This is a genomic window from Actinomadura rifamycini DSM 43936, from assembly GCF_000425065.1.
In the GTDB taxonomy this organism is placed as follows: domain Bacteria; phylum Actinomycetota; class Actinomycetes; order Streptosporangiales; family Streptosporangiaceae; genus Spirillospora; species Spirillospora rifamycini.
The window spans coordinates 307,446-331,547 of record NZ_AULB01000010.1 but is presented as its reverse complement, the minus strand read 5'-3'; the positions used below and the strand labels follow the sequence as shown (position 1 = coordinate 331,547).

Here is a 24,102-nt window from a genome sequence, read left to right as displayed (position 1 = left end):
CCAGTGGGACGGTAGCGTTCTGACCGAGCCCGAGGCGACTCGAGGCGCGCCGGGGAAGTTGCAGGGAGGTAAAGGTGATGTCGGACGAGGCCGCGGAGGCCGTCGAGGCGGCGGAGCGGCCGCCGGAGCCGGAGTACCCGGCGGCGCCGCCGCCCGAGCCCACCGGCGACCCGCGCGTGGACGCCGTCCTCGCCCGGCTCGGCGACCTGGCCGGACGGCCCGTCTCCGAGCACGTCGAGGTGTTCGAGGACGTCCACCGCAACCTCCAGGAGCTGCTCATCTCCGCCGAGAGCGCCCCGGACGGCGGGGCCGGCGGCCCCGACCCCGCGGGGGCCCCCGTGCCGCCGCGGCCCCGCTCCGCGTTCCCCGACGCGCTGCGCCCCCGCGCATGAGCGCACGCCGGCGGCTGGACGCCGAGCTGGTGCGGCGCGGCCTCGCGCGGTCGCGGGAGCACGCGACGGAGCTCATCGGCGACGGGCGGGTGCGGGTCGGCGGGCAGCGGGCCGCCAAGCCCGCGACGCAGGTGGAGGCCGGCGCCGCGATCGTGGTGGACGAGGCCGACACCGGGCCCGTGTACGTCTCGCGCGGCGGGCACAAGCTCGCGGGCGCGCTGGCGGCGTTCCCCGGCCTCGCGGTCGCGGGCCGCCGCTGCCTGGACGCCGGCGCCTCCACGGGCGGGTTCACCGACGTGCTGCTGCGCGCCGGCGCCGCGCACGTGTTCGCCGTGGACGTCGGGTACGGGCAGATCGCGTGGCCGCTGCGCACCGACGACCGCGTCACCGTGCTCGAGCGGGTGAACATCCGCGACCTGGAGCCGGGGATGCTGGGGGACGGGCCGCCGCCCGACCTCGTGGTCGGCGACCTGTCGTTCATCTCCCTCAAGCTGGTCCTGGACCCGGTGCGGCGCTGCGTCGCGCCCGACGCGGACTACGCCGTCATGGTGAAGCCGCAGTTCGAGGTCGGCAAGGACCGCGTCGGCGCGGGCGGCGTCGTGCGCGACCCGGAGCTGCGCGCCGAGGCGGTGCGCGGCGTCGCGGCGCACGCGGCCACGCTCGGGCTGGGCGTGCGCGGCGTGACCGCGAGCCCGCTGCCCGGTCCGTCCGGCAACGTCGAGTACTTCCTGTGGCTGCGGGCGGGCGCTCCCGCCCTGGACGAGGACGCCCTCGCCAAGGCCGTCGCGGAGGGCCCGCAGTGAGCGCCCCGGCCGGGCGGGACGTCACGGAATCGGTACGTTCGGCCGATCCGGGAACGCCTGGTACGGACACGTTCGTCAACACGTCGGTACATCGCGGCGCGGCGGGGAGTGGGGCGAGAGCATGAGCACGAGGTCGGTGCTGGTCGTGGCGCACACCGGGCGGCCCGAGGCGGTCCGCAGCGCCCAGCTGGTGATCGAGCGGCTGTCGCAGGCCGGCATCGCGGTGCGGGTGCTGGCGGACGAGGCCGACGACATCGGCTGCCGCGACGTGCGGGTGATGCCGCACGCCGCGGCCGCCGAGGGCGCCGAGGTCGTCGTGGTGCTGGGCGGGGACGGCACGCTGCTGCGCGCCGCCGACCTGACCCGGGCGTCCGGGACGCCGCTGCTCGGCGTCAACCTGGGCCACGTGGGCTTCCTCGCGGAGGCGGAGCGCGAGGACCTCGCCGCCACCGTCGACCGGGTGTGCACCCGCCAGTACGAGGTCGAGGAGCGGATGACGATCGACGTCACCGTCCGCCGCAACGGCACCGTGATGGGCACCACGTGGGCGCTCAACGAGGCGAGCATCGAGAAGTCCGAGCGGGAGCGGATGCTGGAGGTCGTCGCCGAGATCGACGGCCGCCCGCTGTCGAACTGGGGCTGCGACGGCGTGGTGTGCGCCACACCCACCGGGTCGACGGCGTACGCGTTCTCGGCGGGCGGGCCCGTCGTGTGGCCGGAGGTCGAGGCGATGCTCGTCGTGCCGATCAGCGCGCACTCGCTGTTCGCCCGCCCGCTGGTGGTGTCGCCCCGCTCGTCGGTCGCGGTGGAGGTGCTGGCCGACACGCCCGGCGCGGTCCTGTGGTGCGACGGGCGCCGCACCCTCGACCTGCCGCCCGGCGCGCGGGTGGAGGTGCGGCGCGGCGCCGAGCCGGTGCGGCTGGCCCGCCTCCACCTGACCCCCTTCACCGACCGGCTGGTCACCAAGTTCGGCCTGCCGGTGACGGGCTGGCGCGGCCGCGTCCGGCAGCCCATGCACCCGACGCCCCCGACCGAGGACCGGCAGGTCATGCGGGTCCCGGACGGGTGCGGGAACGGCCCGTCCGGCGAGCCCGGCGACGCGCCGCGCGGCGGCGGCGCGGACGGCGCCGGCGGAGCGCCCGGGGAGGCGGCGGGGGAGCAGAAGGGATAATCTCCACAGGCGCCGGATCGGGGAAACGTTTGCGGAGGGTTGTGACGCTGGTGCGTCCGATGGTCGATGAGGTGCGGATTCAGGGCCTCGGGGTGATCGACGAGGCCGTGCTCGATCTGTCGCCGGGTTTCAACGTCGTCACCGGGGAGACCGGGGCCGGCAAGACGATGGTGGTCACCAGCCTGGGGCTGCTGTTCGGGGGACGGGCCGACCCGCAGCGGGTCCGGCCGGGCGCCGACCGGGCCACCATCGAGGGCCGGATCGTCGTCGACCCCGGCGGCCGGGTCGTCGAGCGCGTCGAGGAGGCCGGCGGCGAGCTGGACGACGACGCGCTGATCGTCACCCGGTCGGTGTCGGCGGAGGGCCGCTCCCGGGCGTTCCTCGGCGGCCGGTCCGTCCCCGTCAGCCTGCTGATCAACCTCGCCGACGACCTGGTCGCCGTGCACGGGCAGTCCGACCAGCAGCGGCTGCTGCAGACCGCGCGGCAGCGCGCCGCCCTGGACCGGTACGCGGGCGGGTCGCTCACCAAGCCGATGCGCGCCTACACGAAGACCTACCAGCGGCACCGTAAGGTCGCGGCGCTGCTCGAGGAGATCACCACGCGGGCGCGGGAGCGCGCGCAGGAGGCCGAGATGCTCCGGTTCGGCCTGGAGGAGATCGAGAAGGCCGACCCCCGCGAGGGCGAGGACGTCGAGCTGGCCGCCGAGGAGGAGCGCCTCGGGCACGCCGACGCGCTGCGCGGCGCCGCCGACACCGCCCACGAGGCGCTGCTCGGCGACCCGGCGGCCGCGTTCGAGGCCGCGAACGTCACGAGCCTGCTCGGGCAGGCCCGCAACGCGCTGGACGCCGTCCGCGAGCACGACCCGGAACTGGCGGCGCTCGCCGACCGGCTCGCCGAGGCCGGCTACCTGATCTCCGACGTCGGCACCGACCTCGCCGCCTACGCCGAGTCCGTCGACGCGGACCCGGCGCGGCTCGCCGCCGTCCAGGAGCGGCGCGCCGAGCTGACCGCGCTGACCCGCAAGTACGGGGAGAACCTCGCCGAGGTGATGGAGTGGTCGCGGCGGTCGGCGGCGCGGCTCACCGAGCTGGAGGGCGACGACGACCGGATCGAGGAGCTGACGGCCGAGCACGCCGAGCTCACCGAGCGGCTCGCCGCCGAGGCCGCCGAGCTGACCGCCGTCCGGGCCCGCGCCGCCGAGCGGTTCTCCGCCGCCGTCACCGACGAGCTGACCGCCCTGGCGATGCCGCACGCCCGCGTCGAGGTGACCGTCACCGCGACCGGCGACTACGGCCCGCACGGCGTGGACGAGGTCGAGGTGCGGCTCGCGCCGCACCCGGGGTCGCGGCCGCTGCCGCTGCACAAGGGCGCCTCGGGCGGCGAGCTGTCGCGGGTCATGCTGGCGATCGAGGTGGTGTTCGCGGGCGCCGACCCGGTCCCCACGTTCGTGTTCGACGAGGTCGACGCCGGCGTCGGCGGCAAGGCCGCCGTGGAGATCGGCCGCCGGCTGGCCCGGCTGGCCCGCAACGCGCAGGTGATCGTCGTCACGCACCTGCCGCAGGTCGCCGCGTTCGCCGACCAGCACCTGCTGGTGGAGAAGTCCGACGACGGCACCGTCACCAGCAGCGGCGTCACCGCCCTGGACCGCGAGGGCCGGGTGCGGGAGCTGTCCCGGATGCTCGCCGGGCTGGAGGACTCCGAGCTCGGCCGCGCCCACGCCGAGGAGCTTCTGGCGATGGCCGCGGACGAGCGGTGACGGCGCGCGCCCCCGCCGCCGGGCCGGGCGGACGGTGACCGAACGGTGATCGAACCCGGACGTCCCGGGCGGCGTCAAAGTAATCGGGGGCGCGGTACGCGCCTCGTCGAAGCCCCAAAGACTACAGAGGGTGCGGGAACGGACACGCCTGGACGGTCGTCCTTACCGTTGTTCGCGCCCGTGCTCTGGCAGGATGGCAAGCGATGAACGACCCGTCACCCACCACCGAGCGCCGCGCCGGCCTCGCCCAGCGGCTGCCGCGCCGCGTGCTCGCGCTGGGCCGCGGCCGCGACGACGGCCGGCAGGGGGTCAGCGCCACCGTCCGGCTCGACCGCCGCACCAAGAACCTCACCAAGCGGCTCCAGGCCGGCGACGTCGCCGTCATCGACCACGTCGACCTCGACCGGGTCAGCGCGGAGGCGCTGGTGTCCTGCCAGGTCGGCGCCGTCGTCAACGTCGCGCCGAGCATCTCCGGCCGCTACCCCAACCTCGGCCCCCAGATCCTGGTCGAGGCCGGGATCCCGCTGGTCGACGACGTCGGCCCGGAGATCTTCACCAAGCTGCAGGAGGGCGACCAGGTCCGCGTCGAGGAGTGCACCGTCTTCCGCGGCGACGAGGTCGTCACCAAGGGCATGGCGCAGACCGCCGAGACCGTCGAGGCGGCGCTCGTCGAGGCCAAGGCCGGGCTGTCCACCCAGCTCGAGGCGTTCGTCGCCAACACGATGGAGTACGTCAAGCGCGAGCGCGACCTGCTCATCGACGGCGTCGGCGTCCCCGAGGTGCGGACGAAGCTGAACGGGCGGCACGCGCTGATCGTCGTCCGCGGCTACCACTACCGCGAGGACATCGCCACCCTGCGGCCCTACATCCGCGAGTACCGGCCGGTGCTGATCGGCGTGGACGGCGGCGCCGACGCGCTGCTGGAGGCCGGCTACCGCCCCGACATGATCGTCGGGGACATGGACTCGGTCTCCGACGACGCGCTGACCTGCGGCGCGGAGATCGTCGTGCACGCCTACCGGGACGGCCGCGCGCCCGGCCTCAAGCGGGTGCAGGAGCTCGGGCAGGACGCGATCACCTTCCCGGCCACGGCCACCAGCGAGGACTGCGCGATGCTGCTCGCCGACGAGAAGGGCGCCTCGCTCATCGTCGCGGTCGGCACGCACGCCAACATGGAGGAGTTCCTCGACAAGGGCCGTGCGGGCATGGCGAGCACGTTCCTCACCCGGCTGCGGGTCGGCAGCAAGCTCGTCGACGCCAAGGGCGTCAGCCGGCTCTACCGCAGCCGCATCTCCACCTGGTCGCTGCTGTTCCTCGTCCTCGGCGCGCTCGTCGCCATCGTCACCGCCGTCGCCACGTCGCCGGCGGGAGGCGTCATCGGCCCCCTGCTGGCCGATCGCTGGCACGCCTTCGTCTTCTGGCTCACCGGACTCTTCTCGTGATCGATTTCCGATACCACCTCGTCTCCATCGTCGCGATCTTCCTCGCGCTCGCGCTCGGCATCGTGCTGGGCTCCACCACCCTGTCGAACTCGGTCAGCGAGACCCTGCGCGAACAGGCCAACTCCGCCGCCGACAGCGCCCAGCAGGCCCGGGAGGCGCAGCGCGACCTGCAGCACCGGGTCAACGGCGAAGAGCAGTTCGCCGGGGTGCTCGCCCCGCAGATCGTCGAGAACCGCCTCAAGGGCCAGTCCGTGGTCCTGGTCGAGACGCCCGGCGCGGGCGACGACAGCATCGAGCGGGTCGGCGAGCTGGTGAAGAACGCCGGCGCCGCCGTCACCGGCCGCGTCACCGTCCAGAAGAAGCTGCTGGACGGCGACCAGCGCGCCACCGTCGACGCGCTCGCCGGGCGGCTGAAGGCCGAGGGGGTCGAGTTCCCCGCGGACGCGGGCACCTACGACAAGGCCGGCGCCGTGCTCGCGAGCGCGCTCGTCACCCGCGAACCGGCCGAGGCCGGCCGCGAGGACGCCGCGACCGGCGCGGTCCTCGGCGCGTTCACCGAAGCCGGGTACGTGACCACGACCGGCGAGCCGGGCCGCCGCGCGACCCTCGCCGTCATGGTCGCCCCGGCCGCCGCCTACGCCTACGAGGGCGGTGACGACGCCAACGAGGCGCTGATCTCGCTGGCGTCCGCCCTCGACGGCGCCGGAAGCGGTACCGTCGTGGGCGGCCCGCCGCCCGCCGCGAGCGACGGCGGGCTGATCGCGGCGCTGCGCGACTCCGACGCCGCCGAGTCGGTCTCCACCGTCGACATCGTGGACACCGCCTCCGGTCAGGTCGTGGCGATCCTGGCGCTGCAGAAGGAGCTGAGCGGCGAGTCCGGGCAGTACGGGACGGGCGCCGGAGTGAGCGGCTACCTGCCCTCGCCCGCGCCCACGGCGGGGAAGAGCGGGTGACCTGATGAGCGGTACGGCGGGCACGGCGGGACGCGCGGGGGCGGGCGCCCGCGCCCTGCGGACGGCGGCCGGCGCGGTGCTCGGCGCCGTCGCCGCCCGCGCCGCCTACACGGCGCTGACCCGCCGCCCGCCGGGCCTGAACGGCGTCCCGGGCCGGGAGGTCTGGGGCCGCACGAACCACCGCGGCGAGCCCGTCACCCTGCTGGAGGGCCCCGCGTTCGCCGCGGGCGCCGTCGCGGGCGGCCTGCTCGCCCCCGGCCTCGGGGCCGGGCCGGGCGGCCGGCTGCGGGCCGCCGCGCTGCTCGCGGGCGCCGGGTCGGGCGTCCTCGGCGGCTACGACGACCTGACCGGCTCGGGCGCGTCCCGCGGCTTCAAGGGGCACCTCGGCGCCCTCGCCCGCGGCGAGGTCACCAGCGGCGCCGTGAAGATCCTCGGGATCGGCGCGACCGGGCTGGCCGCCGCCGCGATCGCCGGGTCGCCGGCGCCCACCCGCACGGGCCGCGCGTTCGACACCGCCGTCAACGGCGCGCTCGTCGCAGGGAGCGCCAACCTGATGAACCTGTTCGACCTGCGCCCGGGCCGTGCCGTGAAGGTCGGTCTGATCACCGGGGCGCCGCTGGCGCTGACGTCCGCCGGGTCCGCGGTGGCCGCCGCGCCGCTCGGCGCCGCCGCCGCGCTCCTCCCCGAGGACCTCGCCGAACGGGCGATGCTCGGCGACACCGGCGCCAACGCCCTCGGCGCGCTGCTCGGCCTGGCCGCCACCCGCCTCGGCCGGGGCCCGCGCCTCGCCGTGCTCGCCGCCGTCGTCGGGCTGAACGCCGCCAGCGAGAAGGTCAGCTTCACCAAGGTCATCCGCGACACGCCGGTGCTGCACCGCATCGACATGCTCGGCCGCCGCCCCGTCCCCGAGCAGGCCCCCGGAGCCGCCGCGCGGGCCGCGGCCGTGCCGCCGCAGGCCGGTCCCGCGGAGGACGGCGCGTCGGCCCCCGACCCCGTGTAGGCGGAAGTCCCCCCTGCATCCCACCGTGAACCCTTCCAGAGAACTCCGAGCATGCCCCCGTCCCTGCGCCGCCTGACCGGCGGCATCGCCGGGGCCGCCCTCGTCATCGCGATCATCACGGTGCTGTCCCGGCTCGCCGGATTCGGCCGCACCTACGCCTTCTCGCAGACCGTCACCACGTCCTGCCTCAGCCAGGCGTACTTCACCTCGACGCAGCTCCCGCTCATCGTCTACGAGATCGTCGCGGGCGGCGCCCTGACGAGCATGGTGGTGCCGGTGCTCGCCGCCGCGGCCGACCGCGGCGACCGCGCCGAGGTGCGCCGCATCGGGTCGGCGCTGCTGACCTGGGTCGTCGTGCTGATGGTGCCGCTGTCGGCGCTGATGGCGCTGGCGTCCGGCCCCATCGTGGAGCTGATGGTGGGCGGCGACCTGCAGGGGTGCGAGCGCGGGCCCCTCACCGACGTCGCCTCCACCATGCTCGCGATCATGGCGCCGCAGATGCTGATGTACGGCATCGCGGTCGTGCTGTACGGGCTGCTGCAGTCGCACCGACGGTTCGTCGCGCCCGCGCTGGCGCCGCTGATGTCGAGCCTGGTGGTGATCGGCGCCTACGTCGCGTACGCGCCGCTCGGCCGGGGCTACGAGAACGACCTGGCGGAGCTGCCGCGCTCGGCCGAGCTGACCCTCGCCGTCGGCACCGCGCTCGGCGGCGTCGCCATGGCGGTCACGGCCGGGATCGCCGCCTGGCGGCTGCGGCTCGGGCTGCGGCCCGCGCTGCGCTTCCCCGACGGGGTGGCGCGGCGGGTCCGGCGGCTGGCCCTCGCGGGCATCGCGACCGTCGCGGCGCAGCAGGTCGCGGCGCTGCTCGTCGTGCGGCTCAGCTACCAGGGCACCGGCGGCGCGCTCGCCAACTACCAGTACGCCTGGGCGCTGTACCTGCTGCCGTGGGCGATCCTCGCGGTGCCGATCGCCACCAGCGCGTTCCCGATGCTGTCGGCCCGCGCCGGCGAGGAGGACCGGGAGCGGTTCGACCGGATCACCGCCGCGACGACCCGCGCGGTGATCCTCGTGACGTGCGCCGGCGCCGCCGTCCTGCTCGCCGTCGCGCTCCCGGTGTCGGTGGTGTTCAACCCGGGCGCCCCGGCCCAGCAGGACGTGCTGTCCCGCGCCGTCCTGGCGTTCGCGCCGGGGCTGCTCGGCTACGGGCTCGTCGCCCACCTCGGGCAGCGCGTGCTGTACGCCTGCCACCGGGGCCGGGCCGCCGCCCTGGCGGTCGTCGCGGGGTGGGTGACGGTGATGGCCGCCGACCTGGTCCTGGTCGCGCTCGTGGACCGCGGGTCCGTCGTCGCCGCGCTCGGCGCCGGCAACGCGATCGGGATGACGGTGGCCGGGGCGCTGCTGCTGGCCGTGCTGCTGCGGGCGCGCGGACGGGCGGCGCTGGAGGGCGTCCCGCGGGTGCTGGCGGCGGGCCTGGCGGGCGGCGCCGGGGGAGGCGCCGCCGGGTACGCCGTGTCCGCCCTGGCCGGCGCGGACGGTCAGGCGACGGCCATCGGCACCGGGATCCTGGCGGCCGCCGTCGCCGCCGCCGTGTTCGTGATCATCGTGTTCGCCATCGACGGCCGGGACCTGCGGGCCGTCCTCACCAGGAAGGTCGCGCGAGATGCCGGATGAGCCGGAGCCGAAGGGGCTGGCAGGGGTGGACCGGGTGGACGGGCTGCGGGTCGCGCTCGTCCTCGGGACGGCCGCGGGCGGTGTCGGGCGGCACGTGCGGTCGGTCGCGGCCGGGCTGGCCGAGCGCGGCGCGCGGGTCGTGGTGTGCGGGCCCGCCGACACCGACGCCAGGTTCGGGTTCGCGCGGTCCGGCGTCCGGTTCGCCGCCGTGGACCTGGCCGACCGGCCCCGCCCGCTGCGGGACGCGAAGGCCGTCGCGCGGCTGCGGACGCTGCTGCGCGGCGCGGACGTCGTCCACGCGCACGGTCTGCGGGCGGGCGCGTTCGCGGCGGCGGCGTGCGCGCGGCCCGCGCCCGGGCCGCTGCGGATCGCGCGCGGCGGGCCGCCGCTGGCGGTCACCCTGCACAACGCCGTCATCGCCGGGGGCCGGACCGCCGCGGTCTACGGGGCGCTGGAACGCGTCGTGGCGCGCGGCGCCGACGTCGTGCTCGGGGTGTCGCCGGACCTGGAGGAGCGGATGCGCGACCTCGGCGCCCGCTCGACGGGCCACGCGCTCGTCCCGTCGCCCGCGCCGCGCGCCCAGCCCGGCCCGGCCGCCCGCGCCGACCGGCGCGCGGAGCTGGGGGTGGGGGAGCGCCCGCTGGTCCTCGCGGTGGGGCGGCTCGCCGACCAGAAGGGCTTCCCGACGCTGCTGGACGCCGCCCGCGGGTGGGCGGCCCGGGAGCCGCGGCCCCTCGTCGCGATCGCGGGCGACGGGCCGCTGGAGGACGGGCTGCGCGCCCGCATCGACCGCGAGGGGCTGCCGGTGGTGCTGCTGGGCCGCCGCCGGGACGTGCCCGAGCTGCTGGCGGCCGCCGACGTCGCGGCCGTCCCGAGCGTGTGGGAGGGGCAGCCGCTGATCGTGCAGGAGATCCTGCGGGCGGGGCGGCCGCTGGTCGCGACCCGCGTCGGCGGGATCCCGAGGCTGGTGGGCGCCGCCGACCGGACGGGCGGCGGGCTGCTGCAGGGCCCCGAGAGCGAGGCGGCGCTGCTCGTCCCGCCGGGGGACGCCGGGGCGCTGGAGCGCGCGGTGAGCCGGGTGCTGGACGACCCGGCGCTCGCGGCGCGGCTGGCGTCGGCCGCCGCCGCGCGGGCGGCGCTGCTGCCGGGCGAGGACGACGCCGTCGACCAGCTCGTCCGCCTCTACCGGGAGCTGCGGGAGGGGCGGGCCCGGCGCGGGAGCGGCGAGTGACAGGACCTTAGACGCTCTCCGGCGGGTCCGGGTTCGGGAAGACGTCAAAAAATCTTGGCGATGCGGGAACCGGCCGTTGGGGGACCGCGTTTAAGGAGGCAGTGGAGGGGAGTATCCCTGCGCGCGGTTCTCGTCAGCACGGCCGGTCCGTACCGGCTCGGGTTCCGCGGCCCGTTCCCTGCAGGGCGGGAGAGACCTCCGGCGCTCAAACATGTCCGCCGGAGGAGAGTTCACCTTGTCCGTCGCCCCCTGGGTGTGGGTTCTGACGCTCGTCGGAATCCTCGCCGTCATCCTCGCCGACCTGTTCCTCATCCACCGGAACGACACCCGGGAGTTCACCACCCGGCGCGCCGCGTTCTGGTCGTCGGTCTACATCGGCCTCGCCGTGGTGTTCGGCCTCGGCGTCTGGGCGTTCTCCGGAGGCGAGTACGCCGCGCAGTACTTCGGCGGCTTCGTCACCGAGAAGAGCCTCAGCGTCGACAACCTCTTCGTGTTCATGGTGATCCTGGCGCGGTTCGCCGTGCCGAAGCGGTCGGAGCACACCGTGCTGATGGCCGGGATCATCATCGCGCTGGTGCTGCGCGGCATCTTCATCGCGGTCGGCGCGGCGGCGCTGGCCGCCTTCACCTGGGTGTTCTTCATCTTCGGCGCGATCCTCATCTGGACGGCCTTCGGGCTCGTCCGCGGCGAGGACGACGACGAGGTCGGGGAGAACGGCATCCTGCGCTGGGCCAAGCGGGTCATCCCGACGGCCGACGCCTACGACGGCAACCGGTTCCTCACCCGGGAGAACGGCCGCCGCCTCGCCACCCCGCTGCTGATCGTCATGATCGCGATCGGCACCACCGACGTGCTGTTCGCGCTCGACTCCATCCCGGCGATCTTCGGTCTGACCACCGAGCCGTACCTGGTGTTCACCGCCAACGCGTTCGCCCTGATGGGCCTGGTGCAGCTGTACTTCCTGCTGGGCGGCCTCGCGGAGCGGCTCGCCTACCTCAGCCACGGGCTGGCGTTCATCCTCGGGTTCATCGGCGTCAAGCTGGTGCTGCACGCGCTGCACGAGTACGGCTTCCACTGGGCCCCGGACATCCCGATCTGGCTGTCGCTCTCGGTCATCGCCGGCACCCTCGTCGCGGTCACCGTGGTCAGCCTCGTGGCCCCGCCGAAGAAGGCCGCGAAGAAGGCCGCGACGGCGGGCGCGGCGCCGGACCGGGAGAAGGGCGCGCAGGTCGAGGCCGCCGCGGCGGCCGGCGAGGAGCGGGACGCGCGGACCGCGCTCGACTGAGACCCGGGCCGCCGTCCCGCCAGAACAGAACTCTGTTCTAGAATCGCGCGAAAAGCGGTCTCAGAAGGGTTGGACGCATGGCCATCGGGCTGACCGAGGAGCACGAGGCGCTCGCCGAATCGGTGCGCGGCTTCGCCGAGCGCAACATCCCGGCGACGGTCGTACGGGCCGCGCTGGACGCGGACGAAGAGACGAGGCCCGCCTTCTGGTCGGCCCTGGCCGAGCAGGGCCTGCTGGGCCTGCACCTCGACGAGAAGCACGGCGGGCAGGGCTACGGCCTGCTCGAGCTGGCGATCGTGCTGGAGGAGCTGGGCCGGGCCGCCGCGCCCGGCCCGTTCCTCCCCACGGTGCTCGCCAGCGCGGTGATCGACGCGTCCGGCAACGCCAAGGCGTGCGCGGAGCTGCTGCCGGTCCTGGCGGACGGGTCCCGCACGGCGGCGGTCGCCCTCGAGGGCGCGCTCACCGCGCGCCGCGACGGCGACGCGCTCGTCGTGTCCGGGGAGGCCGCCACGGTGCTCGGCGCGTCCCTCGCGGACGTGCTGGTCCTGCCGGTGACGGCGGAGGACGGCGCCGAGCACTGGGTCGCGGTGGACGCCGCCGACGTCACCGTGACGCCCGTCGAGAGCCTGGACCGGGTCCGGCGGGTCGCGAAGGTCGAGGCGTCCGGGGTCACGGTCACCGGCGACCGGCTGCTGGACGACATCACCGCCGGGGCCGTCCGGAACCTCGCGGCGGCGCTGTTCGGCGCCGAGGCGGCGGGCGCCGCCGACTGGCTGGTCACCACCGCCGCCGAGTACGCGAAGGTGCGCGAGCAGTTCGGCCGCCCGATCGGGCAGTTCCAGGGCGTCAAGCACAAGGCCGCCCGGATGCTCATCGCGCTCGAGCAGGCCCGCGCCGCCGCCTGGGACGCGGCCCGCGCGCTCGACGACGCCTCGCCCGACGCCGGGTTCGCCGCCGCGGTCGCCGCGGTGATCGCCGCCGACGCGGGCGTCCGGACGGCCCGCGACGCCATCCAGATCCTCGGCGGCATCGGCTTCACGTGGGAGCACGACGCGCACGTGTACCTGCGCCGGACGCTCACCCTGCGCGCGCTGCTCGGCCCCGCGAAGGACTGGGCCGCCGAGGTCGCCGCGACCGCCCTCGCCGGCGGCCGCCGCGAGGTGGTCCTGGAGCTCGACGAGGACGCGCAGCCGACCCGCGAGCGGATCCAGGCCGAGATCGCCGCGCTGGCGGAGATCGAGGACAAGACCGAGCGCAACACCCGGATGGGCGACGAGGGCTGGACCGTCCCGCACTTCCCGAAGCCGTGGGGCCGCGCGGCCGGGCCGGTCGAGCAGGTCCTCATCCAGCAGGAGCTGAAGGCCGCCGGGGTCAAGGCCCCGAACCTGGTCATCGGCGCGTGGCTGGTGCCCTCGCTCGTCCGCTACGGGACCGAGGAGCAGAAGGAGCGGTTCCTGCGCCCGACGCTGCGCGGGCAGATGGTCTGGTGCCAGCTGTTCTCCGAGCCCGGCGCCGGCTCCGACCTGGCCTCCCTGTCGATGAAGGCCGAGCGGGTCGAGGGCGGCTGGAAGCTCACCGGCCAGAAGATCTGGACGTCGATGGCGCAGCACGCCCAGTGGGGCTTCTGCATCGCCCGCACCGACCCCGACGCCGCCAAGCACGACGGGATCACGTACTTCCTCGTCGACATGAAGGCCCCGGGCGTGGACGTCCGCCCGCTCCGCGAGCTGACCGGCGACGCCCTGTTCAACGAGGTCTTCCTCGACGGCGTGTTCGTCCCCGACGACCAGGTCGTCGGCGAGGTGAACAAGGGCTGGCAGGTCGCCCGCAACACCCTGTCCAACGAGCGGGTGTCGCTGTCCACCGGCGGCGGCCTCGGCATGGGCGTCCCCGAGCTGCTGAAGTTCTTCCGGGGCAAGGAGCTGGACGCCGTCGCGGCCGGCGAGGTCGGCAAGCTCATCGCGCAGGGCCAGTCGATCGACCTGCTCGGCCTGCGCACGACGCTGAAGCAGCTCAACGGCGTGGAGCCGGGCGCGGAGGCGAGCGTCCGCAAGCTCCTCGGCGTCCAGTTCAACCAGGACGTCGCCGACTACTGCTGGGCGTCGCAGGGCGCGGCCGCCACCACCGAGGTCCCGATGACCGAGGGCGGCATCGTGGCCCGCGCGATGCTGTTCAGCCGCTCGATGACGATCTACGGCGGCACCACCGAGGTGCAGCTGAACATCATCGGCGAGCGCCTCCTCGGCCTGCCCCGCGACCCCGAGCCCGGCAAGTAGCCGGCGATCCGCGGTCGCCGGCTAGCCCCGCGCGGTCCCGGACGCCCCGCGCGTCCGGGACCGCGCGGGGGCGCCCGGCTAGCGGCGCGGGCGGAAGTTGTAGGTGACGTTCAGCAGGACGATCGCCGCCAGGGTGAACACCAGTCCCGGAAGCCCGGCGTTGATCGCCGTGATCGCGGTCAGCGGGATCGCGGCGAGCAGCGACAGCACCGCGAGGGCGAGGCCGTGGTCCCGCTCGGACGTCACCGGCGCGTGCGCCCGGGCGGGGCGGGCCCGCTTGGCGGGCGCCGGGGCGTGCGCGGCGCGGGCGTCGAGCGCCTCCTGGATGCGGTCCACGACCGTCTCGATGAAGGCGTCGTCGTAGTCGGGACCCAGTTCCCGCCGGGCGGCCAGCGCCGCGGTCAGGTCCTCGCGGGGCAGGCGTGGGCTCGTCATGCTCCGGTTATACGCGGGCGCGCCCTCGGGGCGCGTCACCCGGAGGAGGTAACCTCCGGGTCCCCCGCAGGGAGCGGGTCGGCGGCCCCGCCGGCCGGCCCCCGGGCGGGGCCGCCCCCCGGCCGCTACCCGCCGGTACACTGCCGCTTTCGCCGCCGAGACGCTCCGGAGGTTCCCGTGGGACTGCGGACCCGAACGACCGCTCTGACCGGGTGCGCGGCCGCCGCGCTCGTCCTCACCGGCTGCGGCGGGGGCGGGGAGGGCGGCCACGGCGGGACGGGCGCGGCCGCGTCCGCGCCGCCCACCGCGGTGGCGCCGCTGCCGCGGGTGTCGCCGGCGGCGGTCGAGCCGCTCGTCGGGCGCTGGGTCGGCAAGACCAAGGACTACTTCCAGTTCGCCGCGGACGGCAGGGGCGTGTGGAAGAAGGGCCGCCACGAGCTGTGGAGCGGCAGCGTGATCCACGAGGGCGGGCGCGCGTTCCGGTTCTCCTGGAACGGCGGCGACCCGGAGACCGAGTCCAACTGGGGTGTCACCCTCAGTGAGAAGGGGGACGAGTTGACGTTCGGCGGGACGAAGCAGACGTACACGAAGGTCAAGGGATGAGCGAGAGCACGGTGTCCGAGGCCGCGTCCGGCGGGCCGGCGGGGGACGGCGCGTTCGCCTCGCCCGCCGACGCGGCCGCGCGGCTGGCGGCCGTCCGGTACCTGACCGACGAGGCGATCGCCACGACCGTCTACCTCGCGCAGGCGCTGGGCAAGCCGCTGCTGGTGGAGGGGCCCGCGGGCGTCGGGAAGACCGAGCTGGCGAAGGCCGTCGCGGCGGCCACCGGGTCCGAGCTGATCCGGCTGCAGTGCTACGAGGGCCTGGACGAGGCCCGCGCCCTGTACGAGTTCAACTACAAGAAGCAGCTCCTCGCCATCCAGGCGGCGCCGGAGGACCGGGCCTGGCAGGAGACCCACGACGACATCTTCTCCGAGGAGTTCCTCCTCGAGCGGCCGCTGCTGGCGGCGATCCGCCGCACCGGCCCGACCGTCCTGCTCATCGACGAGGCCGACAAGGCCGACGTCGAGGTGGAGGGGATGCTGCTGGAGGTCCTGTCGGACTTCCAGGTCACGATCCCCGAGCTCGGCACCGTCGAGGCCGTCCGCCGCCCGTTCGTGCTGATCACCTCGAACGCGGCCCGGGAGCTGTCGGAGGCGCTCAAGCGCCGCTGCCTCTACCTGCACCTCGACTACCCGGCGCCCGAGCGGGAGCGCGAGATCGTCCTCGCGCAGGTCCCCGGCATCGAGGCGGAACTGGCCGAGCAGCTCGTCCGGACGGTCGGGACGCTGCGGGCGCTCGAGGTCAAGAAGGCGCCGTCGATCGCCGAGACCGTCGACTGGGCGCGCACCCTGCTCGCCCTCGGGCTGGACGACCTGGACGAGGCGGCCGTCGCCCGCACGCTCGGCGTCGTGCTCAAGCACGCGTCCGACCAGGAGCGCGCGGCGAAGGAACTGGGGCTGGGCTGACATGGCGTCGCTCGTCGACCGGCACACCGGGTTCGTGGCGGCGCTGCGCGAGGCCGGGCTGCCGGTGTCGGTCGCCGAGGGCCTGGACGCGGTCCGCGCCGTGCAGGCGGTCGACCTGCTCGACCGGGCGGCGCTGCGCGCCGCGTACGCCGCCACGGTGGTCAAGCGGCCCGCGCACCGGCTCGCGTTCGACCGGCTGTTCGACCTGTGGTTCCCGGCCGCCGTCGGGGACGGCGCGGGCGCCCCGCCCGAGCGCGCCGCGCGGACGCTCGGCGCCGACGGGCGCCCCGTCCCGGCGCCGCTGGACCCCCGGGTGCGGCTGCGCCGCGAGGAGCTCGCGGACCTGCTGCTGACCGGGGACGACGCGGGCCTGCGGCAGTTCGCCCGCACGGCCGTCGCCGAGTACGGGCGGCCCGAGGGGCAGGACGCCTGGTTCTCCTCCGGGGTCCTGCGGGCCCTGTCGCCCGAGACGCTCATGGCGGGGCTGCTGAACGCCGTGCTGCAGGGGCGGGAGCGCGGCGGGATGGCCGAGCGGATCGCGCGCCGCACGTTCGGCGACCGCATCGCCCGGTTCGAGGACCTCGTCGCCGGGGAGGTGCGCCGCCGCATCGCCGAGGACACCGGCGTCGAGCGGACGGCGCGGCTGACCGTGCGGCCGCCGCTGGAGCGCCTCGACTTCTCCAGTGCGGGACGTGCCGAGCTGGACGCACTGCGCCGCGAGGTGTACCCGCTGGCGCGGCGCCTCGCCACCCGGCTCGTCCAGAAGCAGCGGCGCGGCGACCGCGGGAGGCTCGACTTCCGCCGCACCGTCCGCGCGTCCCTGGGCAGCGGGGGAGTGCCGCTGGCCACCCACTACCGGCCGCGGCGCCCGCACAAGCCGGAGCTGGTCGTGCTGTGCGACGCCAGCGACTCGGTGTCGGCGTTCGCGCACTTCACGCTGCTGCTGACGTTCGCGCTGCGCGAGCAGTTCAGCAAGGTGCGGGCGTTCGCGTTCATCGACGCCACCGACGAGATCACCAAGTACTTCCGGCCCGGTGCGGACGTCGCCGACGCGATGACCCGCATGGCCGAGGAGGCCGACCTCGTCTGGATCACCGGCCGCTCCAACTACGGGCACGCGATCAAGGTGTTCGCGGACCGGTACGGGGACGCGGTGGGGCCGAAGACGTCGCTGCTGATCCTCGGCGACGCGCGGTCCAACTACGGGGAGCTGTCCCTGCCGGTCCTGCGGGACCTGGCGGACCGCGCCCGCCACGCGCACTGGCTGAACCCCGAGCCCCGCCGGCTGTGGGACACCGGCGACTCCGCGGCGTCCCGCTACGGCGAGATCGTGGAGATGCACGAGTGCCGCAACCTGGTCCAGCTCGCCGCCTTCGTCGAGGACCTGGCCTAGCGCTCCCGGATGGCGAGGGCCAGGGCGGCGTACGCGAGCGCCGCGGCGGCCGAGACGACGAGCGCGACGTTCGTCCCGTGCGCGAGGGCGGCCGGGTCGTGCCCGGAGCCGGTCGCGACCGCCCCGACGATCGCGACGCCGACGGACGCGCCGATGTAGCGGGCGGTGTTGTTCGCGCCCGACCCCATGCTCGCGCGGTCGGCGGGCACGCTGTCGACGGCGAGCCGCGCGAGCATCGCGTTCGTCAGCCCGCTCGCGACGCCCGCGACGGCGAGGCCCGGCGCGAGGCGCCACCACGGCGCCCCCGGCGCGAACACCGCCATCGCCAGCTCGCCCGCCCCGGCCAGCGCGAACCCGGCGGCCAGCAGCCGGCGGACGGGCAGCCGGGCCGGGAGGCGGTGCGCCTGCAGCGCCACGAGGAACGACAGCCCCGACCAGATCGCGAGGACGAGCGCCGCCGCGAGCGGCGACAGGCCCATCACCAGGCTCATCATCGTCGCCGAGTACGTCATGACGCCGATGATCGCGAGCCCGGTGACCAGCGCGCCCGTCACCGACAGCAGGAACGCGGGGCGCCGGAACAGCGCGAGGTCGACCATCGGGTCGCGGCGCCGCGCCTGGACCGCGACGAACGCGGCCAGCAGCGCGGCCGCCGCGGCGAACAGGGCGAGGACGCCGGGGCTCGTCCAGCCGGCGCGCCCCCAGGTGATCGCCGCGACCAGCGCGCCCACGCCGAGGCTCATGGCGGCCAGGCCGGGGAGGTCCAGGCCGCGCGGGCGCTCGGCGCGGGACTCCTCCAGCGCGCGGGCCGCCACCACGGCGAGCAGCGCCGCCGCGGCGACCGTCGCCCAGTACCAGAGCCGCCAGCCGCCCAGCACGGTCAGCCCGGCGGCGGCGATCGGCCCGAGGGCGATGCCGAGCCCGACCATCGCGCCCCAGGTGCCGGTGGCGCGGGCGCGGCGCGGGCCCGGCCCGAAGGAGGCGGCGACGATGCCGAGGCCGGTGGCCAGCAGCGCGGCGCTCGCGGCGCCCTGCACGATCCGGCCGGCGACGAAGGTGAGGGCGTCCGGCGCCAGGGCGCACGCGACGCTGGAGACGGCGAGGAGAGCCGCGCCCAGGACGAACATCCGCTTGCGTCCGTGGTCGTCGGCGAGGCTGCCCACGGCGAGCAGCGCCGCCGCCAGCCCGAGGCTGATGGAGCTCATCAGCCAGATCTGCGCGGTCGCCCCCGCGTGCAGGCCGCGGGCGGTGTCGGCGAGCGTCGCCGCCGGGGCGCAGTAGTTCATGAGCGCCAGCAGGGTCGCGGCGGCGGGCAGCGCCAGCGCGGCGGAGGGGCCCTCCGCGCGGCGCCCGCGCGCCGCGGGTGTCGCCAGGGTGGTCATGCGCACTCCCGAGGTGGTCCGGCGAACGGACCGGCCTGGCCGCCGGTCGGTTCGTTCATTGAACTCGGCGACCGTAGCACGCCATGGTTCGTTCATTGAACCTCGACTCGGCTAGTGTGGGCGCATGGCACTCGGCAAGGACTACGCGGCGCAGGACTGCTCGCTGGCCCGCGCCCTGGAGGTCGTGGGGGAGCGCTGGACGCTGCTGATCATCCGTGACGCCATGTACGGCGTCCGGCGGTTCAGCGACTTCCTCGTCCATCTGGACATCCCGCGCGCGGTGCTGTCGGCGCGGCTGCAGTCCCTCGTCGAGGCGGGCGTGCTCGCCAAGGACGGGCAGGACTACGTGCTCACCGGGAGGGGCCGCGACCTGTGGCCGGTCGTGCACGGGCTCGCCCGGTGGAGCGAGGAGCACCTGTCCGCCGAGCCCTGCCGGCTGTTCGTCCACGTCGGCTGCGGCGGCCGCGTGCGGCCCGACGGGACGTGCCCGTCCTGCGGCGCGACCGTCCCGATGGAGGACCTGGAGATCCACGCCGGGCCCGGCGTCCGGCACCGCGACGACCCCGTCAGCCGGGTCCTGCGCTCCCCGCACCGGCTGCTGGAGCCCATCCGGACCTGACCGGCCGCCCTCAGGCGCCCAGGGCGCGCGCGATGAGCTCGGCGACGGCGTCCGGGTCGAGGTGCTGGCCGGTGACGCTCGCCAGGTTCTCCTGGTAGATCAGCACCGCCGTGAACGTCGCGGCCGCGACCTCCAGCCGCGCCTGGTCGCCGCGCGCGCCGGGCAGCGCGAGCTCCAGCGCGTGCCGCGCCCGCAGGAACACCTCGCCGTTCAGCCGCCCGAGCCGCTCCCGGACGGACGTGTGCGTATCGGCCTCGCGGAACAGGATGCGGCGCATCGCGGGGGACGCCCGCAGCGGCAGCTTGCGGGCCAGCCGCGAGAGGGTGCCCGCCGGGTCGCCCGGCACCGCGTCGTCCATCCCGGCGCCGCCGGACGCGTCGAGTTCCTCGACGAACGTCCGCTCGTCGATCAGCGCCACCAGGACGTCCATCTTCTGCGGGAAGTAGTGGAACACGAGCCCCTTCGGGACCTTCGCACGGCGCGCGATGCGCGCCGTCGACGTGGCCTCGTAGCCGCGCTCGGCGAACAGCGCCTCGGCCGCGTCCAGGATGCGGGTGCGGGACGAGACCTCCCCGCCGCCCGCCGCCGGCTCGATATCGGGCTCGTGCTTCCCGGACGGCCGCGTTCTCATCGGCGCTCCCCCCACATGCCGGACGGCCCCGGACGCGCGGGCGTCCGGGACCGCTTCGGGTTCAGGTTCAGGTCGCGGCGGGCGTCCGGCCGCGCGCCTGGGTGGCTCCCCACAGGCCGACGATAGTCGCGACGGCGCCGACGATCCATGCCGTCCAGGCCGCCGCGTCGGCGCCGGTGAACCCGAACGCCCACGGCGACACGAAGATCAGCAGCGCGAACGCGGTCGTCGTCCACGCCGTCGGGCCGGGCGCGCCGAGCAGCGCGTACAGGCCCGCGAGCGCGAGCAGGGCGCCGAGCACCATGAGCGGCTGCTCGCCCGCGTCGTCGGCCCACAGGTTGGGGGCCAGCAGCGCGACGAGCCCGGCCGCGAAGGCCACCCCGTCCTGCCACGCGAACTTGTCCATGTGCCACCTCCGGGGGTCGTGCTCCGTCAGGTCCGGTACCGGAGAGGGTGCCCTGATTGACCGACCGGTCAATCTGACTGAAAGGGCGGACCTATCCCTCTTTCGGGTGACATGGCCGGTACCGACGGACAGTCCGGCCGACCGGCTACCCTGCACGCCCATGGAGACCGATACGGCGGACGATCCGTCCTCGGGGCCCGGCGCGGCGCTCGCCCCCGCGACCGCGCCGCGGCCCCGGCGGACCCTGCTCGGCCCCCTGTGGCGGCTGATCGACGGGCGCCCCGGCGACTCGCGGGCCGCCGTCGCGCGGCGCGCCCGGATCCTGGTCACGGTCGCCACCGGTCTGGCCAACCTCGGCGGCGCGCTCGTCGTGCTGCTGTTCGCCGTCGTCGTCCCCGACCCGGTCGGCGACTTCTCCGAACGCATCAAGCTGATCAACCTGGTCGTGTTCACCGTCTACGTGGCCGCAGCGGTGCCGGCCGGGCTCGTCCTCGGCGAACGGTTCTTCCGCCGCGTCCACCGCCTGGTCGAACGGCACGACGAGCCGCGGCGCCGGGAACGCTCCCTCCTGCTGTACGGGCCGCTGCGGCTGATGGCCCTGCACCTGACCCTGTGGGGCATCGGGACGGTCGGCTGGGTCCTGATCAACCTGCCGTTCTCCTGGCTGCTCGCCGTGAAGCTCGGCCTGACCAGCCTGCTCGGCGGCCTCACCACCTGCACGATCGTCTACCTGCTCACCGAGCGGCTGCTCCGCCGCGCGGTGACCACCGCGCTGCGCAGCGAGCTGCCGCGCCGCACCGGCCTGCCCGGCGTCGTCGCCCGGTCCGTCCTCGCGTGGGCGCTCGGCACCGCCGTCCCGATCCTCGGCCTGATCACCCTGGCCGTCGGCTCGTTCCTCATCGCGCGGATCACCGTCCGGGACTTCGCCGTCGCGGTCCTCACCCTCGGCGGCGTCGCCCTGGTCGTCGGCTTCCTCGTCACCTACGGCGCGGCCCGCGCGATCGCCGACCCCGTCGAGTCCGTCCGGCACGGCCTCGCCCGCGTCCAGCACGGCGACCTCGACGTCGAAGTGCCCGTCTACGACGGGAGCGAGGTCGGCCTCCTGCAGGCCGGGTTCAACCACATGGCCGCCGGCCTGCGCGAGCACGAGCGCCTCCGGGACCTGTTCGGCCGGCAGGTCGGCGCGGACGCCGCCCGCGTCGCCGTCGAGCGCGGCGTCGACCTCGGCGGCGAGCTGCGCGAGGTCGCGGTGCTGTTCGTCGACATCATCGGGTCCACCCGGCTCGCCGCGGACCGCCCGCCCGCCGAGGTCGTCAAGCTGCTCAACGACTTCTTCGCCGTCGTCGTCGAGGTCGTCGGCGCGCACGGCGGCTGGATCAACAAGTTCGAGGGCGACGCCGCCCTGGCGATCTTCGGGGCGCCGGTCGGCCTGCCGGACGCGCCCGCCCGCGCGCTCGCGGCGGGCCGCGAGCTGGCGGCCCGGCTGCGCGCCGAGGTCCGCGGGGTCGAGGCGGCCGTCGGGGTCTCCGCCGGCGAGGCCGTCGCCGGGCACATCGGCGCCGAGGAGCGCTTCGAGTACACCGTGATCGGCGACCCGGTGAACGAGGCCGCGCGGCTCACCGACCTGGCGAAGACCACGCCCGCGCGCGTCCTCGCCGCCGGTCCGCTCCTCGACGCCGCCGGACCGGACGAGGCCGCGCGGTGGGCCCTCGGCGACGAGGTCGTCCTGCGCGGCCGCACGAGCCCCACCCGCCTCGCCGCGCCCGCCGGCGACCCGTCCTAGGGACGGGACCGGGCGGGCGGGGCGGGCGCGGGTCGGGGCGCAGCGAGCGGCGTCAGTGGCCGCGGGCGATCCACTCCTCGAGGTGCGGGGCCTCGGCGCCGATCGTGGTCGAGTCGCCGTGGCCGGTGCGGACGACGGTGTCCTCCGGCAGCGTCAGCAGCCGCTCCCGGATGGACGTGATGATCGTCGGGAAGTCGGAGAACGACCGCCCGGTCGCCCCGGGACCGCCCTGGAACAGGGTGTCGCCCGAGAACACCGTGCCCAGCTCCGGCGCGTGCAGGCAGACGGCGCCGGGGCTGTGACCCGGAGTGTGCAGGACCGTCAGGTCCGTTCCGGCGACCGTGACGACCTGGCCGTCCGCCAGGACGCCGTCCGGGTCGCGGTCGGGGTGCCGCTGCTTCCACAGCATCAGGTCGTCCGGGTGCAGCAGGACGGGCGCGCCCGTCGCGTCGGCGAGGGCGGGGGCCGCGTCGATGTGGTCGTCGTGCCCGTGCGTCGACACGATCGCCACCAGCCTGCGGCCGTCCAGCGCCCGCCGGATCGCCGCGTCGTCGTGCGCCGCGTCGATGACGACCGCCTCGGCGTCGTCCCCGACGATCCACACGTTGTTGTCGACGTCCCAGGTGCCGCCGTCCAGCGAGAACGTCCCGGACGTGACCAGGTGGTCGATGCGGGCCGCCATCAGAGCATCACCACCGAGCGCAGGACGTCGCCGCGGTGCATCTTGTCGAACGCCGCCTCGACGTCGCCGAGCCCGATCGTCTCGGTGACGAACGCCTCCAGGTCGAGGCGTCCCTGCAGGTACAGGTCGATCAGCATCGGGAAGTCGCGCGAGGGCAGGCAGTCGCCGTACCAGGACGACTTCAGCGACCCGCCGCGGCCGAACACGTCCAGCAGCGGCAGCTCGAGCTTCATCTCCGGCGTCGGCACGCCGACCAGCACGACCGTCCCGGCGAGGTCGCGGGCGTAGAACGCCTGCTCGTAGGTCTCCGGGCGGCCGACCGCCTCGATCACGACGTCCGCGCCGAACCCGCCGGTCAGCTCCCGGACGGACTCGACGACGTCGGCGTCCTTCGCGTGGACCGTGTGCGTGGCCCCGAGCGACGTCGCGGTGGCGAGCTTGCGCTCGTCCAGGTCGATCGCGATGATCTTCGCGGCGCCGGCCAGCCGCGCGCCGAGCACCGACGCCGCGCCGACCCCGCCGCAGCCGATGACCGCGACCGAGTCGCCCCGGCCGACGTTCCCGGTGTTGATGGCCGCGCCGAGGCCCGCCATCACGCCGCAGCCCAGCAGCCCCGCGACCTCCGGCTTCGCCGCCGGGTCGACCTTCGTGCACTGCCCGGCGGCCACCAGCGTCTTGTCGGCGAACGCGCCGATGCCGAGGGCCGGCGTCAGCTCCGTGCCGTCCGCCAGCGTCATCTTCTGCGACGCGTTGTGGGTGTCGAAGCAGTACCACGGGCGTCCCCGCAGGCACGCCCGGCACTGCCCGCACACGGCCCGCCAGTTCAGCACCACGAAGTCGCCCGGCGCGACCTCGGTGACGCCCTCGCCGACCGACTCGACCAACCCGGCGGCCTCGTGCCCGAGCAGGAACGGGAACTCGTCGTTGATCCCGCCCTCCCGGTAGTGCAGGTCGGTGTGGCAGACCCCGCACGCCTGGACGTCCACCACCGCCTCCCCCGGGCCGGGGTCGGGGATCGTGATCGTCTCGATCCGCACCGGCTCCCCCTTGCCGGGTGCGACGACCCCGCGTACCTGCTGCGCCATGCTCGTGTCTCCTCGTCGTAGCGGTGTCCGACGACCCTATTAATCCCCGCCCCGCCCGTCACACGCCACTTTCATCGACCGGAAAAAGTGCTTCCGCCCGGGCCGGGGGCGGCGAGGCACGACCACGCGGGGACACCGCACCCGCTCAGGTAGCGGTCCGAAGATCACCAGCGCGGGTGTGGAGGGCGCGGCGGCGG

Annotated in this window: 21 protein-coding genes and 1 pseudogene; 16 read left to right on the top strand and 6 right to left on the bottom strand. The window is 75.4% G+C overall.

All coding sequences use genetic code 11. The annotated features are described in order from the left end of the window. Positions 1 to 74 precede the first annotated feature (74 nt). From H505_RS0110235 to H505_RS0110185, 11 genes and pseudogenes are all read left to right on the top strand, one after another. Complete coding sequence (locus H505_RS0110235; RefSeq protein ID WP_211238440.1) at positions 75 to 392, top strand: hypothetical protein; 318 nt, start codon at positions 75 to 77, stop codon at positions 390 to 392. Then, positions 389 to 1,195 (top strand): TlyA family RNA methyltransferase, encoded by an 807-nt coding sequence (locus tag H505_RS0110230; RefSeq protein WP_026401896.1) that lies wholly within the window; start codon positions 389 to 391, stop codon positions 1,193 to 1,195. The genes H505_RS0110235 and H505_RS0110230 overlap by 4 nt, the downstream gene beginning before the upstream one ends. Positions 1,196 to 1,316: 121 nt before the next feature. Beyond that, positions 1,317 to 2,198 (top strand): annotated as a pseudogene (locus H505_RS41065) (NAD kinase); the annotation flags it as partial. Positions 2,199 to 2,425: 227 nt separating this feature from the next. Next, positions 2,426 to 4,123 (top strand): DNA repair protein RecN, encoded by a 1,698-nt coding sequence (gene recN / locus H505_RS0110220; RefSeq protein WP_026401895.1) that lies wholly within the window; start codon positions 2,426 to 2,428, stop codon positions 4,121 to 4,123. A gap of 203 nt (positions 4,124 to 4,326) precedes the next feature. Next, entirely contained in the window at positions 4,327 to 5,565 is a 1,239-nt protein-coding gene (steA, locus tag H505_RS0110215; RefSeq protein WP_084550058.1) for a putative cytokinetic ring protein SteA, read from the top strand. Beyond that, complete coding sequence (locus H505_RS0110210; RefSeq protein WP_026401893.1) at positions 5,562 to 6,518, top strand: copper transporter; 957 nt, start codon at positions 5,562 to 5,564, stop codon at positions 6,516 to 6,518. The genes steA and H505_RS0110210 overlap by 4 nt, the downstream gene beginning before the upstream one ends. A 4-nt stretch (positions 6,519 to 6,522) precedes the next feature. Beyond that, positions 6,523 to 7,518, top strand: a complete 996-nt coding sequence (locus H505_RS0110205) for a hypothetical protein (protein WP_051300499.1) — start codon at positions 6,523 to 6,525, stop codon at positions 7,516 to 7,518. Positions 7,519 to 7,569: 51 nt separating this feature from the next. Beyond that, complete coding sequence (gene murJ, locus H505_RS41060; protein ID WP_034517336.1) at positions 7,570 to 9,189, top strand: murein biosynthesis integral membrane protein MurJ; 1,620 nt, start codon at positions 7,570 to 7,572, stop codon at positions 9,187 to 9,189. Continuing rightward, positions 9,179 to 10,420 carry a glycosyltransferase family 4 protein gene (locus H505_RS0110195; protein ID WP_211238438.1) on the top strand — a complete coding sequence of 414 codons (1,242 nt, stop codon included), beginning with the start codon at positions 9,179 to 9,181 and terminating at the stop codon, positions 10,418 to 10,420. The genes murJ and H505_RS0110195 overlap by 11 nt, the downstream gene beginning before the upstream one ends. A gap of 235 nt (positions 10,421 to 10,655) precedes the next feature. Then, on the top strand, positions 10,656 to 11,705 hold the full coding sequence (locus H505_RS41055) for a TerC family protein (RefSeq protein ID WP_034517334.1): 1,050 nt from the start codon (positions 10,656 to 10,658) through the stop codon (positions 11,703 to 11,705). A 77-nt stretch (positions 11,706 to 11,782) separates the two neighbouring features. Continuing rightward, complete coding sequence (locus H505_RS0110185) at positions 11,783 to 13,981, top strand: acyl-CoA dehydrogenase family protein (RefSeq protein WP_026401890.1); 2,199 nt, start codon at positions 11,783 to 11,785, stop codon at positions 13,979 to 13,981. Positions 13,982 to 14,059: 78 nt separating this feature from the next. Here H505_RS0110185 and H505_RS0110180 read toward each other — a convergent pair whose 3' ends face one another. Then, entirely contained in the window at positions 14,060 to 14,416 is a 357-nt protein-coding gene (locus tag H505_RS0110180) for a hypothetical protein (protein ID WP_026401889.1), read from the bottom strand. A gap of 177 nt (positions 14,417 to 14,593) precedes the next feature. Between H505_RS0110180 and H505_RS0110175 the strand changes: the two genes are divergently transcribed. The 3 genes from H505_RS0110175 to H505_RS0110165 are packed head-to-tail and all read left to right on the top strand — an operon-like array spanning position 14,594 to position 17,317. Further along, positions 14,594 to 15,019, top strand: a complete 426-nt coding sequence (locus tag H505_RS0110175) for a hypothetical protein (protein ID WP_026401888.1) — start codon at positions 14,594 to 14,596, stop codon at positions 15,017 to 15,019. Continuing rightward, a complete protein-coding gene (locus H505_RS0110170) occupies positions 15,016 to 15,924 on the top strand; it encodes an AAA family ATPase (RefSeq protein WP_051300498.1) in 909 nt (302 codons plus the stop codon). Before H505_RS0110175 ends, H505_RS0110170 begins: the two co-directional genes overlap by 4 nt. Position 15,925: 1 nt before the next feature. After that, the gene (locus tag H505_RS0110165; protein ID WP_026401886.1) at positions 15,926 to 17,317 is read left to right on the top strand and encodes a vWA domain-containing protein; all 1,392 of its coding nucleotides are present in this window, start codon (positions 15,926 to 15,928) and stop codon (positions 17,315 to 17,317) included. Here the strand turns inward: H505_RS0110165 and H505_RS0110160 are convergent. Beyond that, on the bottom strand, positions 17,314 to 18,699 hold the full coding sequence (locus H505_RS0110160; RefSeq protein ID WP_026401885.1) for an MFS transporter: 1,386 nt from the start codon (positions 18,697 to 18,699) through the stop codon (positions 17,314 to 17,316). The two genes, H505_RS0110165 and H505_RS0110160, sit on opposite strands and share 4 nt — an antisense overlap. A 124-nt stretch (positions 18,700 to 18,823) precedes the next feature. Here H505_RS0110160 and H505_RS0110155 point away from each other — a divergent pair, with 124 nt between their 5' ends. Continuing rightward, entirely contained in the window at positions 18,824 to 19,318 is a 495-nt protein-coding gene (locus tag H505_RS0110155; protein WP_026401884.1) for a winged helix-turn-helix transcriptional regulator, read from the top strand. Positions 19,319 to 19,328: 10 nt separating this feature from the next. On the opposite strand, the gene H505_RS0110150 is transcribed toward H505_RS0110155, so the two are convergent. Together H505_RS0110150 and H505_RS0110145 are read right to left on the bottom strand one after the other, a co-directional pair. Continuing rightward, positions 19,329 to 19,949: a TetR/AcrR family transcriptional regulator gene (locus H505_RS0110150; RefSeq protein ID WP_026401883.1), complete on the bottom strand. Its 621-nt coding sequence runs from the start codon at positions 19,947 to 19,949 to the stop codon at positions 19,329 to 19,331. 67 nt (positions 19,950 to 20,016) lie between these two features. Then, entirely contained in the window at positions 20,017 to 20,355 is a 339-nt protein-coding gene (locus H505_RS0110145) for an SPW repeat protein (protein ID WP_026401882.1), read from the bottom strand. A 160-nt stretch (positions 20,356 to 20,515) separates the two neighbouring features. Between H505_RS0110145 and H505_RS41050 the strand changes: the two genes are divergently transcribed. Beyond that, positions 20,516 to 22,138 (top strand): adenylate/guanylate cyclase domain-containing protein, encoded by a 1,623-nt coding sequence (locus H505_RS41050; protein ID WP_084550056.1) that lies wholly within the window; start codon positions 20,516 to 20,518, stop codon positions 22,136 to 22,138. A 52-nt stretch (positions 22,139 to 22,190) separates the two neighbouring features. Here the strand turns inward: H505_RS41050 and H505_RS0110135 are convergent, their stop codons facing one another. Further along, the gene (locus H505_RS0110135) at positions 22,191 to 22,820 is read right to left on the bottom strand and encodes an MBL fold metallo-hydrolase (protein WP_026401881.1); all 630 of its coding nucleotides are present in this window, start codon (positions 22,818 to 22,820) and stop codon (positions 22,191 to 22,193) included. Then, positions 22,820 to 23,905, bottom strand: a complete 1,086-nt coding sequence (locus H505_RS0110130; protein ID WP_026401880.1) for an S-(hydroxymethyl)mycothiol dehydrogenase — start codon at positions 23,903 to 23,905, stop codon at positions 22,820 to 22,822. The genes H505_RS0110135 and H505_RS0110130 overlap by 1 nt, the downstream gene beginning before the upstream one ends. Positions 23,906 to 24,102 lie beyond the last annotated feature (197 nt).

Bases quoted from the DNA above. Each gene is read 5' to 3' on its own strand.
- H505_RS0110130 (WP_026401880.1), bottom strand. From the start codon at position 23,905: ATGGCGCAGCAGGTACGCGGGGTCGTCGCACCCGGCAAGGGGGAGCCG.
- recN (WP_026401895.1), top strand. From the start codon at position 2,426: ATGGTCGATGAGGTGCGGATTCAGGGCCTCGGGGTGATCGACGAGGCC.
- H505_RS0110150 (WP_026401883.1), bottom strand. From the start codon at position 19,949: ATGAGAACGCGGCCGTCCGGGAAGCACGAGCCCGATATCGAGCCGGCG.
- H505_RS41050 (WP_084550056.1), top strand. From the start codon at position 20,516: ATGGAGACCGATACGGCGGACGATCCGTCCTCGGGGCCCGGCGCGGCG.
- H505_RS0110180 (WP_026401889.1), bottom strand. From the start codon at position 14,416: ATGACGAGCCCACGCCTGCCCCGCGAGGACCTGACCGCGGCGCTGGCC.
- steA (WP_084550058.1), top strand. From the start codon at position 4,327: ATGAACGACCCGTCACCCACCACCGAGCGCCGCGCCGGCCTCGCCCAG.
- H505_RS0110230 (WP_026401896.1), top strand. From the start codon at position 389: ATGAGCGCACGCCGGCGGCTGGACGCCGAGCTGGTGCGGCGCGGCCTC.
- H505_RS0110145 (WP_026401882.1), bottom strand. From the start codon at position 20,355: ATGGACAAGTTCGCGTGGCAGGACGGGGTGGCCTTCGCGGCCGGGCTC.
- H505_RS0110170 (WP_051300498.1), top strand. From the start codon at position 15,016: ATGAGCGAGAGCACGGTGTCCGAGGCCGCGTCCGGCGGGCCGGCGGGG.
- H505_RS0110195 (WP_211238438.1), top strand. From the start codon at position 9,179: ATGCCGGATGAGCCGGAGCCGAAGGGGCTGGCAGGGGTGGACCGGGTG.
- H505_RS0110185 (WP_026401890.1), top strand. From the start codon at position 11,783: ATGGCCATCGGGCTGACCGAGGAGCACGAGGCGCTCGCCGAATCGGTG.
- H505_RS0110160 (WP_026401885.1), bottom strand. From the start codon at position 18,699: ATGACCACCCTGGCGACACCCGCGGCGCGCGGGCGCCGCGCGGAGGGC.
- H505_RS0110135 (WP_026401881.1), bottom strand. From the start codon at position 22,820: ATGGCGGCCCGCATCGACCACCTGGTCACGTCCGGGACGTTCTCGCTG.
- H505_RS0110165 (WP_026401886.1), top strand. From the start codon at position 15,926: ATGGCGTCGCTCGTCGACCGGCACACCGGGTTCGTGGCGGCGCTGCGC.
- H505_RS0110155 (WP_026401884.1), top strand. From the start codon at position 18,824: ATGGCACTCGGCAAGGACTACGCGGCGCAGGACTGCTCGCTGGCCCGC.
- H505_RS0110205 (WP_051300499.1), top strand. From the start codon at position 6,523: ATGAGCGGTACGGCGGGCACGGCGGGACGCGCGGGGGCGGGCGCCCGC.
- murJ (WP_034517336.1), top strand. From the start codon at position 7,570: ATGCCCCCGTCCCTGCGCCGCCTGACCGGCGGCATCGCCGGGGCCGCC.